Annotated in this window: 17 protein-coding genes and 6 tRNA genes; 12 read left to right on the forward strand and 11 right to left on the reverse strand. The window is 57.4% G+C overall.

What is annotated here, in order from left to right; translation table 11 throughout:
* The first annotated feature begins 145 nt into the window (after positions 1–145).
* Genes ACP7BE_RS11375 through yacG form a run of 4 tightly spaced genes read left to right on the forward strand, consistent with a single transcriptional unit; the run spans position 146 to position 3,051 of the window.
* On the forward strand, positions 146–1,363 hold the full coding sequence (locus tag ACP7BE_RS11375) for a type II secretion system F family protein (RefSeq protein ID WP_095020321.1): 1,218 nt from the start codon (positions 146–148) through the stop codon (positions 1,361–1,363).
* The gene (locus ACP7BE_RS11380; RefSeq protein ID WP_426105881.1) at positions 1,360–2,226 is read left to right on the forward strand and encodes a prepilin peptidase; all 867 of its coding nucleotides are present in this window, start codon (positions 1,360–1,362) and stop codon (positions 2,224–2,226) included. Before ACP7BE_RS11375 ends, ACP7BE_RS11380 begins: the two co-directional genes overlap by 4 nt.
* Before the next feature lies 1 nt (position 2,227).
* Positions 2,228–2,851 carry a dephospho-CoA kinase gene (gene coaE, locus ACP7BE_RS11385; RefSeq protein WP_095018262.1) on the forward strand — a complete coding sequence of 208 codons (624 nt, stop codon included), beginning with the start codon at positions 2,228–2,230 and terminating at the stop codon, positions 2,849–2,851.
* Positions 2,848–3,051 (forward strand): DNA gyrase inhibitor YacG, encoded by a 204-nt coding sequence (gene yacG, locus ACP7BE_RS11390; RefSeq protein WP_016779444.1) that lies wholly within the window; start codon positions 2,848–2,850, stop codon positions 3,049–3,051. Before coaE ends, yacG begins: the two co-directional genes overlap by 4 nt.
* Positions 3,052–3,163: 112 nt before the next feature.
* On the opposite strand, the gene ACP7BE_RS11395 is transcribed toward yacG, so the two are convergent.
* Entirely contained in the window at positions 3,164–3,853 is a 690-nt protein-coding gene (locus ACP7BE_RS11395; protein WP_095001619.1) for an energy-coupling factor ABC transporter permease, read from the reverse strand.
* Between the two features lie 109 nt (positions 3,854–3,962).
* On the opposite strand from ACP7BE_RS11395, the gene ACP7BE_RS11400 reads away from it, so the two are divergent.
* From ACP7BE_RS11400 to ACP7BE_RS11415, 4 genes are all read left to right on the forward strand, one after another.
* Positions 3,963–4,592 (forward strand): DUF1780 domain-containing protein, encoded by a 630-nt coding sequence (locus tag ACP7BE_RS11400; RefSeq protein ID WP_426105884.1) that lies wholly within the window; start codon positions 3,963–3,965, stop codon positions 4,590–4,592.
* A complete protein-coding gene (locus ACP7BE_RS11405) occupies positions 4,589–5,116 on the forward strand; it encodes an MOSC domain-containing protein (RefSeq protein ID WP_095001621.1) in 528 nt (175 codons plus the stop codon). Before ACP7BE_RS11400 ends, ACP7BE_RS11405 begins: the two co-directional genes overlap by 4 nt.
* A 54-nt stretch (positions 5,117–5,170) precedes the next feature.
* The gene (locus ACP7BE_RS11410) at positions 5,171–5,344 is read left to right on the forward strand and encodes a DUF3094 family protein (protein WP_095001622.1); all 174 of its coding nucleotides are present in this window, start codon (positions 5,171–5,173) and stop codon (positions 5,342–5,344) included.
* A gap of 66 nt (positions 5,345–5,410) precedes the next feature.
* Positions 5,411–6,712: an NAD(P)/FAD-dependent oxidoreductase gene (locus ACP7BE_RS11415; RefSeq protein ID WP_095001623.1), complete on the forward strand. Its 1,302-nt coding sequence runs from the start codon at positions 5,411–5,413 to the stop codon at positions 6,710–6,712.
* A gap of 147 nt (positions 6,713–6,859) precedes the next feature.
* On the opposite strand, the gene ACP7BE_RS11420 is transcribed toward ACP7BE_RS11415, so the two are convergent.
* Positions 6,860–8,257 (reverse strand): glutamate decarboxylase, encoded by a 1,398-nt coding sequence (locus ACP7BE_RS11420; RefSeq protein WP_095001624.1) that lies wholly within the window; start codon positions 8,255–8,257, stop codon positions 6,860–6,862.
* Positions 8,258–8,428: 171 nt separating this feature from the next.
* Between ACP7BE_RS11420 and glsA the strand changes: the two genes are divergently transcribed.
* Together glsA and ACP7BE_RS11430 are read left to right on the forward strand one after the other, a co-directional pair.
* The gene (gene glsA, locus ACP7BE_RS11425; protein WP_095001625.1) at positions 8,429–9,382 is read left to right on the forward strand and encodes a glutaminase A; all 954 of its coding nucleotides are present in this window, start codon (positions 8,429–8,431) and stop codon (positions 9,380–9,382) included.
* Positions 9,383–9,397: 15 nt separating this feature from the next.
* Positions 9,398–10,930 (forward strand): amino acid permease, encoded by a 1,533-nt coding sequence (locus ACP7BE_RS11430; RefSeq protein ID WP_095001626.1) that lies wholly within the window; start codon positions 9,398–9,400, stop codon positions 10,928–10,930.
* Positions 10,931–11,048: 118 nt separating this feature from the next.
* Here the strand turns inward: ACP7BE_RS11430 and ACP7BE_RS11435 are convergent.
* The 9 genes from ACP7BE_RS11435 to rluD form a co-directional block, all read right to left on the reverse strand.
* Positions 11,049–11,124 (reverse strand) — tRNA-Lys (locus ACP7BE_RS11435).
* 16 nt (positions 11,125–11,140) lie between these two features.
* Positions 11,141–11,216: transfer RNA gene (locus ACP7BE_RS11440), tRNA-Asn, on the reverse strand.
* Between the two features lie 119 nt (positions 11,217–11,335).
* Positions 11,336–11,412, reverse strand: a tRNA-Pro gene (locus ACP7BE_RS11445).
* A 92-nt stretch (positions 11,413–11,504) separates the two neighbouring features.
* Positions 11,505–11,580: transfer RNA gene (locus ACP7BE_RS11450), tRNA-Lys, on the reverse strand.
* 5 nt (positions 11,581–11,585) lie between these two features.
* Positions 11,586–11,662, reverse strand: a tRNA-Pro gene (locus ACP7BE_RS11455).
* Between the two features lie 9 nt (positions 11,663–11,671).
* Positions 11,672–11,747 (reverse strand) — tRNA-Asn (locus ACP7BE_RS11460).
* A 306-nt stretch (positions 11,748–12,053) separates the two neighbouring features.
* The gene (gene clpB / locus ACP7BE_RS11465) at positions 12,054–14,621 is read right to left on the reverse strand and encodes an ATP-dependent chaperone ClpB (protein WP_094999335.1); all 2,568 of its coding nucleotides are present in this window, start codon (positions 14,619–14,621) and stop codon (positions 12,054–12,056) included.
* A 120-nt stretch (positions 14,622–14,741) separates the two neighbouring features.
* A complete protein-coding gene (gene pgeF / locus ACP7BE_RS11470; protein ID WP_094999336.1) occupies positions 14,742–15,476 on the reverse strand; it encodes a peptidoglycan editing factor PgeF in 735 nt (244 codons plus the stop codon).
* A complete protein-coding gene (gene rluD, locus ACP7BE_RS11475; RefSeq protein WP_094999964.1) occupies positions 15,473–16,435 on the reverse strand; it encodes a 23S rRNA pseudouridine(1911/1915/1917) synthase RluD in 963 nt (320 codons plus the stop codon). The genes pgeF and rluD overlap by 4 nt, the downstream gene beginning before the upstream one ends.
* 148 nt (positions 16,436–16,583) lie before the next feature.
* Between rluD and ACP7BE_RS11480 the strand changes: the two genes are divergently transcribed.
* Positions 16,584–17,597 (forward strand): outer membrane protein assembly factor BamD, encoded by a 1,014-nt coding sequence (locus tag ACP7BE_RS11480; protein WP_094999337.1) that lies wholly within the window; start codon positions 16,584–16,586, stop codon positions 17,595–17,597.
* Positions 17,598–17,715: 118 nt separating this feature from the next.
* Complete coding sequence (locus ACP7BE_RS11485) at positions 17,716–17,946, forward strand: PP0621 family protein (RefSeq protein ID WP_094999338.1); 231 nt, start codon at positions 17,716–17,718, stop codon at positions 17,944–17,946.
* The last annotated feature ends 58 nt before the right edge of the window (positions 17,947–18,004 follow it).

Genomic DNA, 18,004 nt, shown 5'->3' on the forward strand with positions numbered 1-18,004 from the left:
CAGGCTATCAAGGTTAGTGGGCCGTTGCTCCACAACTGCATCGCTGACACTTCTGGTCACTCTCAACTTGCCGGGTCAAGGCTCGGTGCATCTAGTCTTTGGGCTTACAGCACAGCCGGGCGCGCCGCGCTCCAAGGATCGATGCATGGCAACACAGGCCGTTAAAAACAGCCTTTACCGGTGGGAAGGCACCGATCGAAATGGCATTAAAACCAGCGGGCAAATCACGGCGGAACACCACACAATGATTCGGGTCCAGCTACGCCGCCAAGGTATTACCGTTAGTAAAATCCGCCGCCATTACAGTCACACACTGAATGCGGGCAAATCGGTCACGGCACTGGATATCACCCTGTTCACCCGCCAACTGGCTACCCTGATCAGCGCGGGCATAACTATGCAGCAAGCTCTGAAGGTTATCGCCAACGGTTTCGAGAGCCGTGCCATGCGCCAGCAGGTCACCGAACTCCAGCAAGACATCGGCGCAGGCACCAGCCTGTCGGCGGCGCTGCGCAAAAAACCGGCACATTTCGATCCTCTGTTTTGCAGCCTCGTCGAAGCTGGCGAACTGGCCGGGGCTCTGGACGTGTTGCTGCAACGGGTGGCGACCTACAGGGAAAAGACCGCCACTCTGAAAAAGAAAATCAAAAAAGCCATGACCTACCCCAGCGCCGTGCTCGTGGTCGCGCTGGCGGTGTGCGGCATTTTGTTGATCGAAGTGGTTCCGCAGTTCCAGGGCGTTTTCCGCTCATTCGACGCGCAACTGCCAGTGCTTACATTGTGGGTGATCGGCCTGTCTGACAGCCTTCAGGCGCATGGCCTGTGGCTCCTGTTTTTTTGCGGCATCACCCTTGCAGGCCTTCACCATCGCTACAAGCACTGCGCAACCTGGCGCCAGCGTGTTGATCGCTGGCTTCTGAAACTGCCCGTCATGGGCAATCTGCTGCACATGTCAGCCATGGCCCGTTTTGCCCGCACGCTGTCGACGACCCTGGCTGCCGGCGTGCCATTGCTCGAAGCGCTGAACTCCGTAGCCAGCGCCACTGGCAATAGCCTGTACAAAGACGCGGTGCTACGACTGAAGAAGCAGGTTGCAACGGGTAGCCAGATCCATGTGGCCATGGCCGCTGCCGGAGTATTCCCGGGCATGGCAATCCAGATGACAGCTATTGGCGAAGAATCCGGCACATTGGACAGCATGCTTGACCAGGTTGCCGCCTATTATGAAAGCGAGGTCGACACTCTGGTCGACAACCTGACAACCTTGCTGGAGCCGATAATCATGGTGGTACTTGGAGTCATGGTTGGCGGGCTGGTCATCGCCATGTACTTGCCGATATTCAACCTTGGCCGGGTAATATGAGCATGATTGATTTGCTGAGCCGTCACCCCGACGCTTTTATTGCCTGCGCGCTGATACTCGGCTTGCTGGTTGGCAGTTTTATCAATGTGCTGGCGTGGCGATTGCCAAAAATGCTTGAACAGGAATGGCAAGCCCAGGCCCGCGAGGTGCTGGATTTGCCCGAGCCAGCCAAAGGCCCTGTGTATAACTTGCTGCGCCCGCGCTCTCACTGCCCCAATTGCCGGCATTCGCTGCGCGTCCGGGAGAACATCCCGCTACTAAGCTACCTGTTTTTGCGTGGCAAATGCTCGCAGTGCAAAAGTGCCATTAGCCTGCGCTATCCCCTTACGGAACTGACCTGCGCGGTATTGTCGGCTTTTGTCGCCTGGCATTTCGGTTTTGGCACCCAGGCGGGCTGGATGCTTCTGCTGACCTGGGGGTTATTCGGCATTTGCCTGATCGATATCGAGCATCAAATCGTGCCTGACGTGCTGGTTTTCCCTCTGCTGTGGCTGGGATTGTTGCTCAACAGCTTCTCCCTGTTCACCACTTTGGGGCAGGCCGTATGGGGGGCCGCGCTTGGCTATGCAAGCCTGTGGTCGGTGTTCTGGATATTCAAACTGGTCACCGGCAAGGACGGCATGGGCTACGGCGATTTCAAGTTGCTGGCCCTACTCGGGGCATGGGGCGGGGTTGCGGTTCTGCCGCTAACCCTCCTGCTCTCTTCACTGCTGGGGGCGACGGTGGGGCTGGGGCTTTTGGCCATGCGGCGGGCCAAAACCAGTACCCCGATCCCCTTTGCGCCGTATCTGGCAATTGCCGGCTGGATTGCATTGCTCTGGGGTGGTCAAATAACCGGCTTCTATTGGCAGGTTTCGGTTTGACATGATGACTCCACCCTCCAAACCCTGGATTCTCGGGCTTACCGGCGGTATCGGCAGTGGTAAAAGTGCCGCTGCCGAGCACTTTGCCGCGTTGGGCATACATGTGGTGGACGCCGATCATGCGGCGCGCTGGGTCGTTGAGCCGGGACGCCCGGCGCTGGCCAGTATTGCCGAACACTTTGGAGCACAGGTGCTGCAAGCCGACGGGCAACTCAATCGTGGCGCATTGCGCCATCTGATCTTCACCGACCCCGAGCAACGCCGCTGGCTTGAAGCACTGCTGCACCCACTGATTCGTGAAGAGATCGCAAACAATCTGGCACAGGCAAAATCGCCTTACGCCATTCTGGTTTCGCCGCTGCTGATCGAGTCCGGCCAATACACCACAACTCAACGTGTACTGGTGATCGATGCACCGCAAGCCCTGCAGATGCAGCGCACCCTTGTGCGTGACAACACCACCGAACAGCAAGTCCAGGCCATTCTCAAGGCACAGGCCAGCCGCGAAGATCGCCTTCGTCACGCTGACGATGTGCTGGTCAATGACAAGGATCTGAAGGCGCTGCAGACTGAGGTCGAGCGCCTGCATCACTTTTATTTAACTTTGCGTGGAGGCCAACCATGACCAAACCTATGACCATCGACTGCCCGACCTGTGGCACAGCCGTGCAATGGGATACCACCAACGCTTTTCGCCCGTTCTGCTCGGACCGCTGCAAGCTGATCGACCTGGGTGCCTGGGCCAGCGAGGAACACAAGATCCCGGTCAGCCCGGATGCTGAAGATGATCTGTTTTCCGAGGATCTGAGCGAGCGCTTACATTAAAAGCCAAATCCTGTAGTCGCTGACGAGGTACGAAGGCTGCGATCGAGCCCGAAGGGGTCGTGCTTTTAAAGAGCACAGGCCCTGCGGTCCATCTCGCAGCCTGCGTCGGCGATTACGGCTTTTCTCCATCATCCTTCCATGGCGCCGCCAGGTAGCGGGTGCGGTTAAAGGTCTCAAGCCACTCCGGGCAGAACACCACCAGTGCGGTTACCAGCATCCCGTTGATAAACGCTTCGGGAAAGATGATCAGCCACAGATAGCCGACAAAGTCCTCCAGCCAATACGGCATGACGAACAACCCGTCCAGCCACAACACACCCAGCACCGCCCCTATGCACAGCAACGCCGCCAACGCTGCGGCAAAAAAACCCGAGCAAAAGATATACACAAAGGGGTTACGCGGTTGCGCACGCTCAACCATACGCGCACACCCTTCGGTCACTGCTATCGGCAACAGAATCAGCAGCACGCCGTTGACACCCATCGCGGCCAACTCCTGACGCCCCAGCAACACCAGTCCGACTTGCGCCAGAAGCGCACCGACGACTGCCAGCGGCCAGTCGAGCAGTAACGTGACCACCGTCAGGCCAATAAAGTGGTAAGACACCCCGCCTTCAAAGTCACGCCGTACCAGCCAGAGCAAAAACAGCCCGAACACCGTGCCAAACAACAGGTGCTGGCGCCGCGTATCGGTAAACAGCTCAACCCAGGGAGCACGCCAGATGGCCCACAGCACAACGGGAACATAGATCAGCCAGCCGATGACCAGCGTTTGTGTGGATAACACCTGTGTACTTATCATCGGCCTTGCCCTGCCTTGTCAAAACACACCGTTCAACCCTCCCTGTCGGATGCGACTGAGTCTACACCCGGACTTTCAGTAACACCTGTTTCAAGGCTAAGCTGCGTGCATGGACGACTCAGATTATTTACGCCTGCTCACCATTCAGGCCGAGCAAGCCAATGCCTTTTTATCCAATGCCCGCAAATGGGAGCGTGAGCGTTGGGTCTGCCAGCGCCTGTTGCAAGGCCTGAATATCCCCTACCACAGTGAAGACTTCCGGCAGGCGGGCCAGGAGCCTCCCGATGTGCTGTTCGGCGATGCACGCTTTGAGGTGTTCTTTGTCCTCGATGAGGGCCGGCGCCTGAACGATGAATGCCGCGCGGAACTGCAGCGCAGGCGCAGCGCCTACTCCCTGAGCCAATTGGTCCGTCGCGAAGCACGGCCCAAACGGATTCCGGCGAGCAAGCTGTTGCAGCGGCTGGGCCCCACCCTGCATAAAAAAGCCACTAACTACAAAGAGCGCGATATCGACCTGGGGCAGCTGGATATCATTGCGTTTTCAAGCCTCAAGCGCGAAGTGCTGGACCTTAACAGCCACTTTCCGCCGCCGACTGAATATTTGCGCCAGGGCTGGCGCTCGCTGTCGCTGGTAGGGCCGACCTTTGCCCGGGTGCTGTTTGCCCAACCGGACGCACCGGATTTTTTGCGCAACAACCTGGGACGCAGCATTATTTTTGATGTGGGTATCAGCCTGTGAGCCCGTTGCAGGAGCTTATTGCCAATGTGCCGCAAACCGGGCGCGTGTGCTGGATCGGCGTACGCCCCGAGTCCCGGGCAGACATGCTCGAACTCGACGCGGTTGAAGCCCGCCGCGAAGCCGGGCTGACCGGAGATCATGCCCGGCCCGGCGCCCGCAATGCCCGCCAGGTGACGCTGATACAATGGGAACACCTGGCCGTTATCAGCTCACTGCTGGGGCGCACGGCGGATCAACCGATCCTGGCGCAGGACTTGCGCCGCAACCTGGTGATCCGCGGAATCAACCTGTTCAGCCTCAAAGGCCGGCGCTTCAAGGTTGGCCAGGCCATTTTCGAAACCACTGGCTGGTGTCAGCCTTGTGCCCGACTGGAGCAGCGTCTGGGCCAGGGGACTTTTCAGGCGGTACGTGGCCACGGCGGGATCACGGCCCGGGTAATCGAAAGCGGGATCATTCGTCTAGACGACGAACTGCGGGTCGAGCCGTTAGGCCCGCACGGCTATGCTTCATTTCATCCCGGTTGATCAATGCTGTAGCTTTTACATACCCAGCAACGTCTATTTGACGAGGCCAAAAATATGCCCAGTCGCCTGAACCCCGATGATCTGAAGCGTGTCGAAGAGTACCTTCAATTGCCACAAAATCAGGTTGAGCGCCGCCCTTTCAGGCCCTGGCTGCTCCTTGCCATAGTGGTGATCGCGGTGATCGGCATGGGCCTTTTGAGCCGTTTCCTGAGTTACCTGGCGCTATGAGCTGCATTGCGCTCGCCCGGGGCCACTCAGGCACAGAATTTTTTTCAAGCCTTGTGAGTGATATCCATGACCCATCGTATTGTTATCGTCGGCGGCGGCGCCGGCGGCCTGGAGTTGGCGACCCGCCTGGGCAAGACTCTGGGTAAGCGCGGCAAGGCCAGCGTCACGCTGGTCGATGCCAACCTGACCCATATCTGGAAACCGCTGCTGCATGAAGTTGCTGCCGGCTCATTGAACTCATCGGAAGACGAGCTCAACTACGTCGCCCAGGCCAAATGGAATCACTTTCAGTTCCAGCTGGGCCGCATGAGCGGGCTGGATCGTGAACTGAAAAAGATCTCATTGTCGGCAACTCTCGACGAAAACGGCCAGGAACTGGTACCTGCCCGCGAGTTGGGTTACGACACCCTGGTGATTGCGGTGGGCAGTACCACCAATGACTTCGGTACCAAAGGCGCGGCCGAACACTGCCTGTTCCTCGATACCCGCAAGCAGGCCGAGAAATTTCATCAGCAACTGCTCAATCATTACCTGCGTGCCCACGCAGGGCAAAGCGATACGCTCGAACAGATCAGCGTGGCCATTGTCGGCGCAGGTGCAACCGGAGTCGAGCTGGCTGCCGAACTGCACAATGCCGCCCACGAACTGGCAGCCTATGGCCTGGACCGGATCAAGCCGGAAAACATGCATATCACCCTGATCGAAGCGGGCCCACGGGTATTGCCTGCCCTGCCGGACCGTATCGGCGGGCCTGTGCATAAAACCCTGGAAAAACTCGGGGTCACCGTGCTGACCAACTCCGCAGTTAGCGAAGTAACTGCTGACAGCTTGATAACCAAAGATGGTCAGGTGATTCCTGCAAGTTTGAAGGTTTGGGCTGCGGGCATTCGTGCACCTGGCTTCTTGAAGGAAATTGCCGGGCTGGAAACCAACCGCATCAACCAGTTGGTGGTACGCCCTACCCTGCAAACCACCCGTGACGAGAATATTTTTGCCTTTGGCGATTGCGCCGCCTGCCCGCAACCCGGCACCGACAAGCTGGTGCCGCCTCGCGCCCAGGCTGCTCACCAGCAGGCGTCGTTGCTGGCCAAGTCGCTGAAATTGCGCATTGAAGGTAAAACTCAGCTGCCGGACTACACCTACCGCGATTATGGCTCGCTGATTTCCCTGTCGAGCTTTTCGGCTGTGGGTAACTTGATGGGCAGCCTGATGGGTACCGTTATGCTGGAAGGCTGGTTGGCGCGGATGTTCTACATCTCGCTATATCGCATGCACCAGATGGCGCTGTACGGCACCTTCCGCACCTTGATGCTGATGCTGGGCAGCAGGATCGGACGCGGCACCGAGCCGCGCCTGAAACTGCACTAAGTGCGACTACTCTGTAGTCGCTGCCGAAGGCTGCGACAGTAAAAACTGCAACTGTGGGAGCGAGCCTGCTCGCGAAGGTCGTTCGCGAGCAGGCTCGCTCCCACAATAGGGCTTGATCTACAACAGAGTATCTACAGCGCCGCGTAATCAGCGCCCCGCGTGATTACCCGCCTCGGCTTCACGGCCTTTAAAGCCGTGGGGCTGATGCTCGTCAAAGAATTTCACCGCGCGCACAAAGTCCTCCAGCAACAACTTGGCCATGTCGATCGACATACCCTGCTTCACCAGAATCCGCTGCACCACTACGTTCTCGACATTTGCCGGCAAGCTATACGCAGGTACCAGCCAGCCACGGGTGCGCAACCGGTCTGCCAGGTCATACAGCGAATATGAAGTTTTCGCCCCTGGCTTCAGACGCCAGGTCAACGCCGGAATCCCCAACTGCGGGTCACCGTTGTAGAGCATCTCGAACGGTCCGACCTTGACCAGTTCAGCCGCAAGAAACTGTGCCGTCTGGTAGCAGGCTGAATGAATACGCTCATAGCCTTCACGCCCCAGACGCAAGAAGTTGTAGTACTGCGAGATGATCTGCCCGGCCGGACGTGAAAAGTTAAGGGCGAACGTAGGCATATCACCCCCCAGATAATTCACATGAAACACCAGCCCTTCAGGCAGTTCCTTTTCATCCCGCCAAACCACCCAGCCCGCGCCCAGCGGAGCCAGGCCGAACTTGTGCCCGGAGGTACTGATGGACTTGACCCGCGGCACGCGAAAATCCCAAAGAATATCCGGCGCACAAAACGGAGCCAGCATCGCGCCACTTGCACCGTCGACGTGCAGATCAATATTCAGACCCGTGCTTTTTTGCAAGTCATCCAGAGCATCGGATAACGGCTTTACGGTTTCATACAGCCCGGTGAACGTCTGGCCAAAGGTCGGCACTACGACGATGGTATTTTCATCGACCCGCTCCAGCATGTCCTCGGGGGTCATAAACCAATGCCCTTCCGACATCGGCACTTCACGAATTTCGACGTCCCAGTAACGGGCAAATTTGTGCCAGCACACCTGCACCGGACCGCACACCATATTCGGCGTAGTTGTCGGCTTGCCTGCCGCCTTGCGCACCGCACGCCAGCGCCACAATGCAGCCAGACCACCCAGCATGCAGGCTTCGCTGGAGCCTACGGTGGAAGTACCGATGGTGGTAGCCGCTTCCGGCGAATGCCATAAGTCCGCCAGCATATGAATACAGCGGTTTTCCAGCTCCGCAGACTGCGGGTACTCATCCTTGTCGATCATGTTCTTGTCGATCGACAGGTCCATCAACTTGTGGACCTCGTCCTCTTCCCACGTCTGGCAAAAGGTCGCCAGGTTCTGCCTGGAGTTTCCATCCAGATACAACTCATCGTGGACCAGTTGGAAAACCTCACCCGGCGCTTGCTCAGCCTCGGGGAACAGCTTGATTGCAGCGGCATGAGCCAGCGCAGAAGAACCAAATACGGGGTCGACGTCCTTGTTGCGCTTGATACGGTGCAGTGCCATGTGAACTCTCCTTGAGTATTGGTCAATCTATGAGCCCGCCGTTGCAACTCTGGCTCAGCTTCGGCCCAGCCAGCATAGCCAAGCATTTGAGGTCTGCCGTCCGATTTCCGACCACCGTGCATTTTCCGATCTATAGTCTCGATTCTCGATAGTACTCACGGAGCGAGCACGATGAAGCAAAGACCCACGACCGTAGACAGCACGGTAAAACAGGCGCTGGACCAGTCCCTGCAACGGTTTGCCAGCAATCAGCACGGCAAGAACGCCAGCTACATCCCTTACCTGGCCTCAGTGCCATCCCATCTGTTCGGCATCAGCATCATGTTCTGCGACGGTACCCATGCAGAAGTCGGCGACACCGATTACGCCTTCGCCATCGAGTCGATTTCCAAGGTATTCACCCTCGCCCATGTACTCGATGAAGTGGGACCGCAAGCCTTGCGCAGCAAGATCGGTTGCGACCCCACAGGTGAGCCGTTCAACTCGGTGATTGCCCTGGAACTGCATAAGGGCCGACCGCTCAACCCCTTTGTAAACGCAGGCGCCATGGCCACTGTCAGCCTCCTCGAAGCCGATACGGCGCAAGCGCGCTGGGACCAGATCCAGGCGACTTACAACCTTTTCGCCGGGCGTGAACTGACGGTCAACGACGAGGTTTATCAATCGGAAGCCAAGACCAACCAGCACAACCGCGGCATTGCCTGGCTGTTGCAGAGTTACGGCTATATGTACGCCGACCCGATGGAAGTGTGCGCCGTCTACACCCGTCAATGTTCCGTGGCGATCACCTGCCATGACCTGGTGACCATGGGCGCTACCCTGGCCAATGGTGGCGTCAACCCGATCAGCGGAAAACGCGCGGTTCGGGCCAACAACGTGGCGCCAATCCTCTCCGAGATGACCCTGAATGGCCTGTATGACACCACCGGGGACTGGTACTACAAAGTCGGCCTGCCCGGAAAAAGCGGGGTCGGCGGCGGCATTCTGGCGGTGGTTCCGGGGGTGTGCGCCATCGCCGCCTTTGCCCCGCCACTGGACGGAGCCGGTAACAGCGTTCGCGGTCAACTGGCCGCCGAATACCTTAGCCGCACGCTCAATCTGAGCCTGTTGCACGAATTCGCGTAAGGGAGCGGGATACTTATGGCTACCACCAGCAAAGCTAAAACCTACATGTCCTGGCTGACCATCTGCTTTATGATGGTTGCCGCTGTTGCCAGTATTCGTTCGTTACCCAGCATGGCCGTCTATGGCCTGGGCTCGGTCTTTCTCTATGTCATCCCCGCACTGCTGTTTTTCATTCCGGTATCCCTGGTCGCCTCTGAACTGGGCACAGGCTGGAACGGCGGGATTTATGGCTGGGTAAGACAAGCCTACGGCGACCGCCCGGGCTTTTTCATCATGTGGTTCATGTGGGTACAAGTGGTGGTCTGGTACCCGATTGTGCTCGGGTTTGGCGCCAGCACCATGGCGTATCTTATCAACCCTGAACTGGCCAAAAGCGGTGTATTTACTGCCGCCGTCATCATCGTTTTATACTGGCTATCGACATTTGTGGCACTTAACGGGCTGACAGCACTGTCGAAGCTGACGTCATGGTTCATGCTGCTGGGCACCGCATTACCCGCCGCGCTGCTGGTTTTGCTCGGCGTCGCCTGGCTGGTGCTGGGGCATAAATCAGCCACCCCGTTGACTTGGGATGCCTTGATCCCGGCCATTTTCGATACCCACTCCACAGTCAAATCCGGCTCGCGCAACCTGCACCCGGACTTCTGGCAGGAATTTACCGGCGCCATTACCGGCCTGGTACTGATTGTGAGTAACTTCCTGGCGTTTGCCGGTATCGAAATGAACGCCATTCACGCCCGTGAATTGCGTAACCCGCAAAAGGAAATGCCCCGGGCGATTCTCTTGGCCTTCTTTATGATCCTGCTGGTGTTTATCCCGCCCACGGTGGCGATTTCGCTGGTGGTACCCGCTGACTCAACCAGCCTTACCGCCGGGGTTATCCAGGCTTACGCTGCGTTCTTCCAGGGCTTCGACATGCCATGGGCAACCCCGATCATGGCCATTTTGCTGATTATCGGTGCGTTGGGCGGGGTACTGGCCTGGACTGCCGGGCCGTCTACCGGCTTGCTGTTCGTCGGTAAGGCCGGAATGCTTCCACCTGTGATGCAGGAAGTGAACAAAAAAGGTGTGCAAAAAAACATTCTGTATTTACAGGCCGTTATCGTCACGCTGCTGTCGACGATTTACATCTTTCTCGACAATGTATCCGATGCCTTCTGGATGATCAGTGCGATGGCTGCGCTGATGTACCTGATCATCTACGTATTCATGTTTATGGCGGCCATGAAACTGCGTAAAACACAGCCCAATGTAAAACGCGGCTATGTGCTCAAGGGGCTGCATGGCTGGTGCTACCTGGGGTTGTTTTCAACCTGCGTGGCGCTGATTTTCGGCTTTATTCCGCCCAACAGTTTCAGCAGCATGCCGTTTTTCGAATATGCGGGGATTTTGTTGCTGGGATTGATCGTCGCAGGCGTGCCGCCGTTTATCTTCTATGCATTGCGCAAGCCGTCATGGCAGATGGTGCCCAAGGCAGAAGCAGATCAGTATTCGGCCGCGCTGCAGGATCTTCAGGACGCGGACAACAAGGCTGCAAACCCAAGCTGAAGCAAAAACCTCGTAGCAGCTGTCGAAGAACGAAGGCTGCGACTACAGGGTTACGTTTCCTACAGGCATAAAAAAAGCGTCCAATGGACGCTTTTTTTATGGCTACTGGAGCCGAACATGGTGGGTCGTGTGGGATTCGAACCTACGACCAATTGGTTAAAAGCCAACTGCTCTACCAACTGAGCTAACGACCCAAAAATTCTTTGAAACTGGCTCCACGACCTGGACTCGAACCAGGGACCCAATGATTAACAGTCATTTGCTCTACCAACTGAGCTATCGCGGAACTGCATATTTCAACTTTTACAACAATAAAAAAGCGTCCGTAAGGACGCTCTTTTATGGCCTCTGATGCAACTGGCATCAGCGCCTTATTTTCTATACCCATTACTGCCGGGCAGAAAATGGTCGGGGTAAGGGGATTCGAACTCCTGACATCCTGCTCCCAAAGCAGGCGCGCTACCGGACTGCGCTATACCCCGGTAAAAAAAAGCACCTTCAAGAGGCGCCTTCTTCGATCAGTGCTTTTGGCCTCTGATCTTAAGATCTAACCCCAGCGAACTGGAGCCAAAAATGGTGGGTCGTGTGGGATTCGAACCTACGACCAATTGGTTAAAAGCCAACTGCTCTACCAACTGAGCTAACGACCCAAAAATGGTCGGGGTAAGGGGATTCGAACTCCTGACATCCTGCTCCCAAAGCAGGCGCGCTACCGGACTGCGCTATACCCCGGCTTGAAAATGGCTCCACGACCTGGACTCGAACCAGGGACCCAATGATTAACAGTCATTTGCTCTACCAACTGAGCTATCGCGGAACTACATATTTCAATTTGTAACGTTATTGCCTTACTGCTTAGCAACACTCTTCGAGTTCTTCGCATCGCTGCGTTGGCGTCTCTGAGGTCGGCTATTCTACAAGCTTTAAAAGCCTTGTCAACCCTTATTTTTCGTTAGAAGACAATTACTTAGCTCTTCCAGCGGGCTTCTCGGTTTGGGCCAAGTCGCTATTACGGGTTGCTTGCTGCGGGGCGCATATTACAAGCGTTTTCCTTACAGATCAACACCCTAGAAAAAAAAGGCCTCGCAAAGCGAGGCCTCTCTTAAAACACCGCTTTCAAACCTTATGCGAAGACGATTTCGTCGTCCTTCACGCTGGCTGTCACGGTGGTGCCAGGCAAGAACTGACCGGACAGGATCAGTTGTGCCAGCGGGTTCTCGATCCAGCGCTGGATCGCACGTTTCAGAGGGCGTGCGCCATAAACCGGGTCGTAACCAACCGCAATCAGCTTGTCCAGAGCATCCTGGTTCAGCTCAAGGCTCAAGTCACGCTCAGCCAGACGACTGCGCAGACGACCCAACTGGATTTCGGCGATGCCAGCAATCTGATCACGGGCCAGAGGCTCGAAGATCACCACTTCGTCGATCCGGTTCACGAACTCCGGACGGAAGTGGGTGCTGACCGCATCCATCACCGCTGCACGCTGTGCCTCGCGATCGCCCACCAGCTCCTGGATCTGTGCAGAGCCCAGGTTGGAGGTCATCACGATCACCGTGTTGCGGAAGTCCACGGTACGGCCGTGGCTGTCAGTCAGGCGACCGTCTTCCAGCACTTGCAGCAACACGTTGAACACGTCCGGGTGAGCCTTCTCGACTTCATCCAGCAGGATCACCGAGTAAGGCTTGCGCCGTACCGCTTCGGTCAGATAACCGCCTTCTTCGTAGCCCACATAGCCTGGTGGTGCACCGATCAGTCGAGCCACGGAATGTTTCTCCATGAACTCGGACATATCGATCCGCACCATCGCCTCTTCAGTATCAAAGAGGAACTCGGCCAGCGCCTTGCACAACTCGGTTTTACCCACACCGGTCGGGCCGAGGAACATGAACGAGCCGCTAGGACGGTTCGGGTCACTCAGGCCGGCACGGGAGCGCCGCACGGCGTTGGACACAGCCACTACGGCCTCGTCCTGGCCAATCACGCGCTCATGCAACAGGCTTTCCATTTTCATCAGCTTGTCGCGTTCGCCTTCGAGCATCTTGGAGACCGGGATACCCGTCCACTTCGATACCACTTCCGCGATTTCCTCTTCAGTCACTTTGCTGCGCAACAACTGGTTTTCAGTTTTGCCGCTGTGCTCGTCGACCATCTGCAGGCTGCGTTCCAGATCAGGGATGATCCCGTACTGCAACTCGGCCATGCGGTTGAGGTTGCCGCTGCGGCGGGCCACTTCAAGCTCCTGGCGCGCCTGCTCGATTTTCTGCTGGATCTGGGCAGAACCCTGCACTTCGGCTTTTTCCGAGGTCCAGATCTCTTCGAGGTCCGAATATTCGCGCTCGTGACGCTCGATTTCTTCCTGCAATTTCTCGAGGCGTTTTTTCGCGGCCTCGTCTTCTTCTTTCTTCAACGCCTGGGCTTCAACCTTCAGTTGAATCAAGCGACGTTCAAGACGGTCCAGTACCTCAGGCTTGGAGTCGATCTCCATGCGGATACGGCTGGCAGCCTCGTCCATCAGGTCAATCGCCTTGTCCGGCAACTGCCGGTCGGTGATGTAACGATGGCTGAGTTTGACCGCCGCAATGATCGCACCGTCGGTAATCGCTACCTTGTGGTGAACCTCATAACGCTCTTTGAGGCCACGCAGGATCGCAATGGTGTCTTCTTCGCTCGGCTCGTCCACCAGTACTTTCTGGAAGCGACGCTCAAGTGCTGCGTCCTTCTCGATGTATTGGCGGTACTCGTTGAGCGTGGTCGCACCCACGCAGTGCAACTCACCGCGAGCCAGTGCAGGCTTGAGCATATTGCCCGCATCCATGGCACCCTCGCCTTTACCGGCGCCAACCATGACATGCAATTCGTCGATAAACAGGATGACTTGCCCTTCCTGCTTCGACAGCTCGTTAAGCACTGCTTTCAGGCGCTCCTCGAACTCACCGCGGAACTTGGCACCGGCAATCAACGCACCGATGTCCAGGGACAGCAGACGTTTGCCCTTGAGGCCGTCAGGCACTTCGCCATTGATGATCCGTTGTGCCAGACCTTCGGCAATCGCGGTTTTACCCACGCCAGGCTCACCGATCAGTACCGGGTTGTTCTTGGTACGGCGCTGCAAGACCTGAATGGTGCGACGAATTTCATCGTCACGACCGATCACCGGGTCGAGCTTGCCCTCTTCGGCGCGCTTGGTCAGGTCAATGGTGTACTTGTCCAGCGCCTGGCGTGACTCTTCAACGTTCGGGTCATTGACCGCTTCGCCGCCACGCAGGTTGTTGATGGCATTTTCCAGGGCTTTCTTGCTCACGCCCTGACCCAGCAACAACTTGCCCAGCTTGCTGTTGTCGTCCATCGCCGCCAGCAATACAACTTCGCTGGTGATGTACTGGTCGCCTTTTTGCTGCGCCAGACGATCCGCCTGGTTCAACAGACGTGCCAAATCCTGCGACATGTTTACGTCGCCAGTCGGATTCTGAATTTTTGGCAGCTGATCGAGCTCTTTGGTCAGCTCTTTACGCAGGCTGTTTACATCGAAACCGACTTGCATCAGCAACGGCTTGATCGAACCGCCCTGCTGTTCCAGCAATGCCTGCATCAAGTGCGCAGGCTCGATGGCCGGATGATCGAGGCCAACGGCCAATGACTGAGCATCGGACAACGCCAATTGCAACTTGCTGGTTAATCTATCTATACGCATTCGTCACCTTCCTTATGAGCAGGCCGGAGGGATGGAAACTCCTGAATGAAGAAACCTGCCAGATACCATAGTAGATGCGGGCGATTACGAGAGTTTCAAGCGTTTGGAAAATGACGCAGATCAGCTGGACGGTCTTTCGATCCAAACCAGTGATGCGAAGCGGCCAGTATTGGGACTGCGCCGATAGGAGAAGAAACGCGGGTCGGTCACGGTGCAAAAACCCCCGCCGTACACAGCCGTGATACCGAAGCGGGCCAGACGCAAACGCGCCAGCTCATAGATATCGGCCATAAAACGCCCGGCATTGATGCTGGGCACAAAGGCGGCTTCGGCCTGGGGCATGTCTTTTACAAAGACCTCCCGCACCTCGGCCCCGACCTCAAATGCCTTGGGGCCAATGGCCGGCCCCAGCCACACAAGCAGCTCCTGTGGCGCAACATTGAGGCTTAGTGCGGCGGCTTCAAGCACCCCGGCCGCCAGCCCGCGCCAACCGGCATGGGCTGCCGCAACACGAGTGCCAGCACGATCGCAGAACAATGCAGGCAAGCAATCCGCCGTCATTGCCGTACAGGCAATACCAGGGGTGGCCGTCCAGCTGGCATCGGCCTCAACAATCAGTTCGGGATTGGCAGGTGCGACCACAACCCCGTGAACCTGGCTAAGCCAGGCGGGCTGTACGTCAAAAATATGGGTAAGGCGATGGCGGTTATGCGCAACGGCAACAGGGTCGTCGCCTACATGGTCGCCCAGGTTGAAGCTGTCGAACGGCGCCACACTGACGCCGCCCGCACGGGTGGTCACACAGGCCCGGATGCCTGCCGGCGCTGGCCAGTCAGGAATCAGGAAGGTGTTCACCCGATAAATGCCTCACGGTCTTGCTTGAGCAACGTCAACAGCCAGACAAAGTCGTCAGGCAGTGCTGATTCCCAGCTCATGCGCTTACCGGTCGTCGGATGATCCAGCTCGAGGAAACGGGCATGGAGCGCCTGACGCGGGAAGTTTTTCAGGGACTCGACCATCGTCACGCTGGCAGACGGCGGAATACGGAAGCGACCGCCGTAGGCAGGGTCTCCGACCAACGGGAAGTTGATATGAGACATATGCACACGAATCTGGTGCGTACGACCGGTTTCCAGCTTTACCCGCACATGGGTGTGGGAACGGAAACGCTCAAGCACACGGTAATGACTGACCGCCTGCTTGCCGCCTTCCATTACCGCCATGCGCTGGCGCTGCTGGCCGTGACGGCCGATAGGCGCGTCGATCTTGCCCCCGGCGGTCACGACACCGATAACGATGCACTCATAGATACGACTGACACTGCGGCTCTGCAACTGTGTAACCAGTTGTGTCTGCGCCTGAATGGTCTTGGCGACCACCATCAGACCGGTGGTGTCCTTGTCCAGGCGATGCACGATCCCCGCACGCGGCACATTGATAATGTCCGGTACGTGGTGCAGCAAGGCATTGAGCAAAGTACCACTGGCATGCCCTGCAGCCGGGTGCACCACAAGGCCCGCAGGCTTGTTGATGACCAGGATGTCATCGTCTTCGTAGACGATATCCAGGGGGATGTCTTCAGCGATCCACTCACCCTGGGCTTCCTGCTCTGCAGTCAGCTCCAGGATGGCACCGCCGTGTACGATGTCACGGGGGCGTATGACGGCTCCGTCCACAGTAAGGCGGCCGTCTTTGATCCAGGCGGAAAGGCGCGAGCGCGAGTGCTCAGCGAATAATTGTGCGGCGACTTGATCGAGGCGTTGGCCACCCAGTTCGGACGGCACCTCTTCGCGAAGTTGAATTTTCTCGGACATGCTCATCAGGACCGCGCCAAGCCTTTGGTTTCGGCTGCGCGCTTGTGGTTAAATACGGCGTCTTTTGCCCCGAGGCTTTTCACGGGGCACTCATCATAACAGGACGGACCCGCCCAAGACAGCGGCCGTCATAGGGACGCAAGCCGCCATGCAAGTGAGACACCTGCTGCTGATCGCCATCCTCGCACTGACCGCCGCTTGCTCGTCGACTAAAGAAGTCGTTGACGAAAACCTCAGCGAAGTGGAGCTGTACCAGCAGGCACAGGCCGACCTGGACAACCACAGCTATACCAGTGCTACCGCCAAACTCAAGGCCCTTGAGTCACGCTACCCGTTCGGTCGCTACGCCGACCAGGCCCAGCTTGAACTTATTTACGCCTACTACAAGAACTCCGAGCCCGAAGCGGCCAAGTCGGCTGCCGAACGGTTTATCCGCCTGCATCCACAGCATCCGAACGTTGACTACGCCTACTACCTCAAGGGCCTGACCTCCTTTGACCAGGACGTTGGCCTGCTGGCGCGCTTCCTGCCGCTGGACATGAGCAAGCGTGACCCGGGCGCTGCACGCGACTCCTACAACGAGTTCGCCCAGCTCACCAGCCGCTTCCCCAACAGCCGCTACGCACCCGACGCCAAGCAGCGCATGATCTACCTGCGCAACCTGTTGGCAGCGTATGAAATCCACGTAGCCGATTACTACCTGACTCGTCAGGCTTATGTAGCCGCTGCCAACCGTGGCCGCTATGTGGTCGAAAACTTCCAGGAAACTCCTTCGGTCGGCGACGGCCTGGCGGTAATGGTTGAGTCCTACCAGCGCATGCATCTCGACCAGCTGGCCAACACCAGCCTTGAAGTGCTCAAGACCAACTACCCGGACCACCCGAGCCTGGTAGACGGCCAGTTTGTGCCGCAGGTTTCCGAGTCGGACAACCGTTCATGGCTGAGCAAGGCCACATTGGGCCTGATCGAATCCAGCACACCGCTGCCACCGGGTGAAACCCGTGCAAACATGGATATCCAGAAGCAGTACCAGGATGCCAAGGATGCAATCCCGGCAGAACTGAAGCCAAAGGATGCGGATGGCGACATCATCGAAGAGCCGCAAGCTGAAGGTAAAAGCCGCTCCTGGTTCAGCTACATGACCCTGGGCCTGTTCGACTGATCGTTCAGCACATAAAAAAAGAGCTCTTCGGAGCTCTTTTTTTATGTTTGATTTACCGCTGTGCGCCTGCCAGGTCCTTGGCTAAACTGGTGCATCTTTTCTCGAATAGCGAATTACCATGCTTCGTTTACTGATCTGGGCAGCGCTGATTGCTGCAGGCGTTTGGCTGTGGCGCAAATACAAGACCGGTATGGCCGCGACCAAAAAACCGGTCGACCCGAGCGCTCAGCCAATGGTGCGCTGCGCCCACTGTGGCGTACACCTGCCCCGTGACCGCGCCCTGAGCCAGCAACAAGAGTGGTATTGCACCCAGCAGCATCTGGAGCAAGGGCCAAAACCAAGGGGTTAAGCCACCTGTGGTCGCTGCCGCAGGCTACGACAGGAAAACGGCAACTGTGGGAGCGAGC

This window comes from Pseudomonas sp. TWR1-1-3 (genome assembly GCF_049896805.1).
Lineage (GTDB): Bacteria > Pseudomonadota > Gammaproteobacteria > Pseudomonadales > Pseudomonadaceae > Aquipseudomonas > Aquipseudomonas bubulae.

What these genes read in the sequence shown, in the direction of transcription:
- ACP7BE_RS11375 (WP_095020321.1), top strand. Translation starts at nt 146, where the DNA reads ATGGCAACACAGGCCGTTAAAAACAGCCTTTACCGGTGGGAAGGCACC.
- ACP7BE_RS11380 (WP_426105881.1), top strand. Translation starts at nt 1,360, where the DNA reads ATGAGCATGATTGATTTGCTGAGCCGTCACCCCGACGCTTTTATTGCC.
- coaE (WP_095018262.1), top strand. Translation starts at nt 2,228, where the DNA reads ATGATGACTCCACCCTCCAAACCCTGGATTCTCGGGCTTACCGGCGGT.
- yacG (WP_016779444.1), top strand. Translation starts at nt 2,848, where the DNA reads ATGACCAAACCTATGACCATCGACTGCCCGACCTGTGGCACAGCCGTG.
- ACP7BE_RS11395 (WP_095001619.1), bottom strand. Translation starts at nt 3,853, where the DNA reads ATGATAAGTACACAGGTGTTATCCACACAAACGCTGGTCATCGGCTGG.
- ACP7BE_RS11400 (WP_426105884.1), top strand. Translation starts at nt 3,963, where the DNA reads ATGGACGACTCAGATTATTTACGCCTGCTCACCATTCAGGCCGAGCAA.
- ACP7BE_RS11410 (WP_095001622.1), top strand. Translation starts at nt 5,171, where the DNA reads ATGCCCAGTCGCCTGAACCCCGATGATCTGAAGCGTGTCGAAGAGTAC.
- ACP7BE_RS11415 (WP_095001623.1), top strand. Translation starts at nt 5,411, where the DNA reads ATGACCCATCGTATTGTTATCGTCGGCGGCGGCGCCGGCGGCCTGGAG.
- ACP7BE_RS11420 (WP_095001624.1), bottom strand. Translation starts at nt 8,257, where the DNA reads ATGGCACTGCACCGTATCAAGCGCAACAAGGACGTCGACCCCGTATTT.
- glsA (WP_095001625.1), top strand. Translation starts at nt 8,429, where the DNA reads ATGAAGCAAAGACCCACGACCGTAGACAGCACGGTAAAACAGGCGCTG.
- ACP7BE_RS11430 (WP_095001626.1), top strand. Translation starts at nt 9,398, where the DNA reads ATGGCTACCACCAGCAAAGCTAAAACCTACATGTCCTGGCTGACCATC.
- clpB (WP_094999335.1), bottom strand. Translation starts at nt 14,621, where the DNA reads ATGCGTATAGATAGATTAACCAGCAAGTTGCAATTGGCGTTGTCCGAT.
- rluD (WP_094999964.1), bottom strand. Translation starts at nt 16,435, where the DNA reads ATGTCCGAGAAAATTCAACTTCGCGAAGAGGTGCCGTCCGAACTGGGT.
- ACP7BE_RS11480 (WP_094999337.1), top strand. Translation starts at nt 16,584, where the DNA reads ATGCAAGTGAGACACCTGCTGCTGATCGCCATCCTCGCACTGACCGCC.
- ACP7BE_RS11485 (WP_094999338.1), top strand. Translation starts at nt 17,716, where the DNA reads ATGCTTCGTTTACTGATCTGGGCAGCGCTGATTGCTGCAGGCGTTTGG.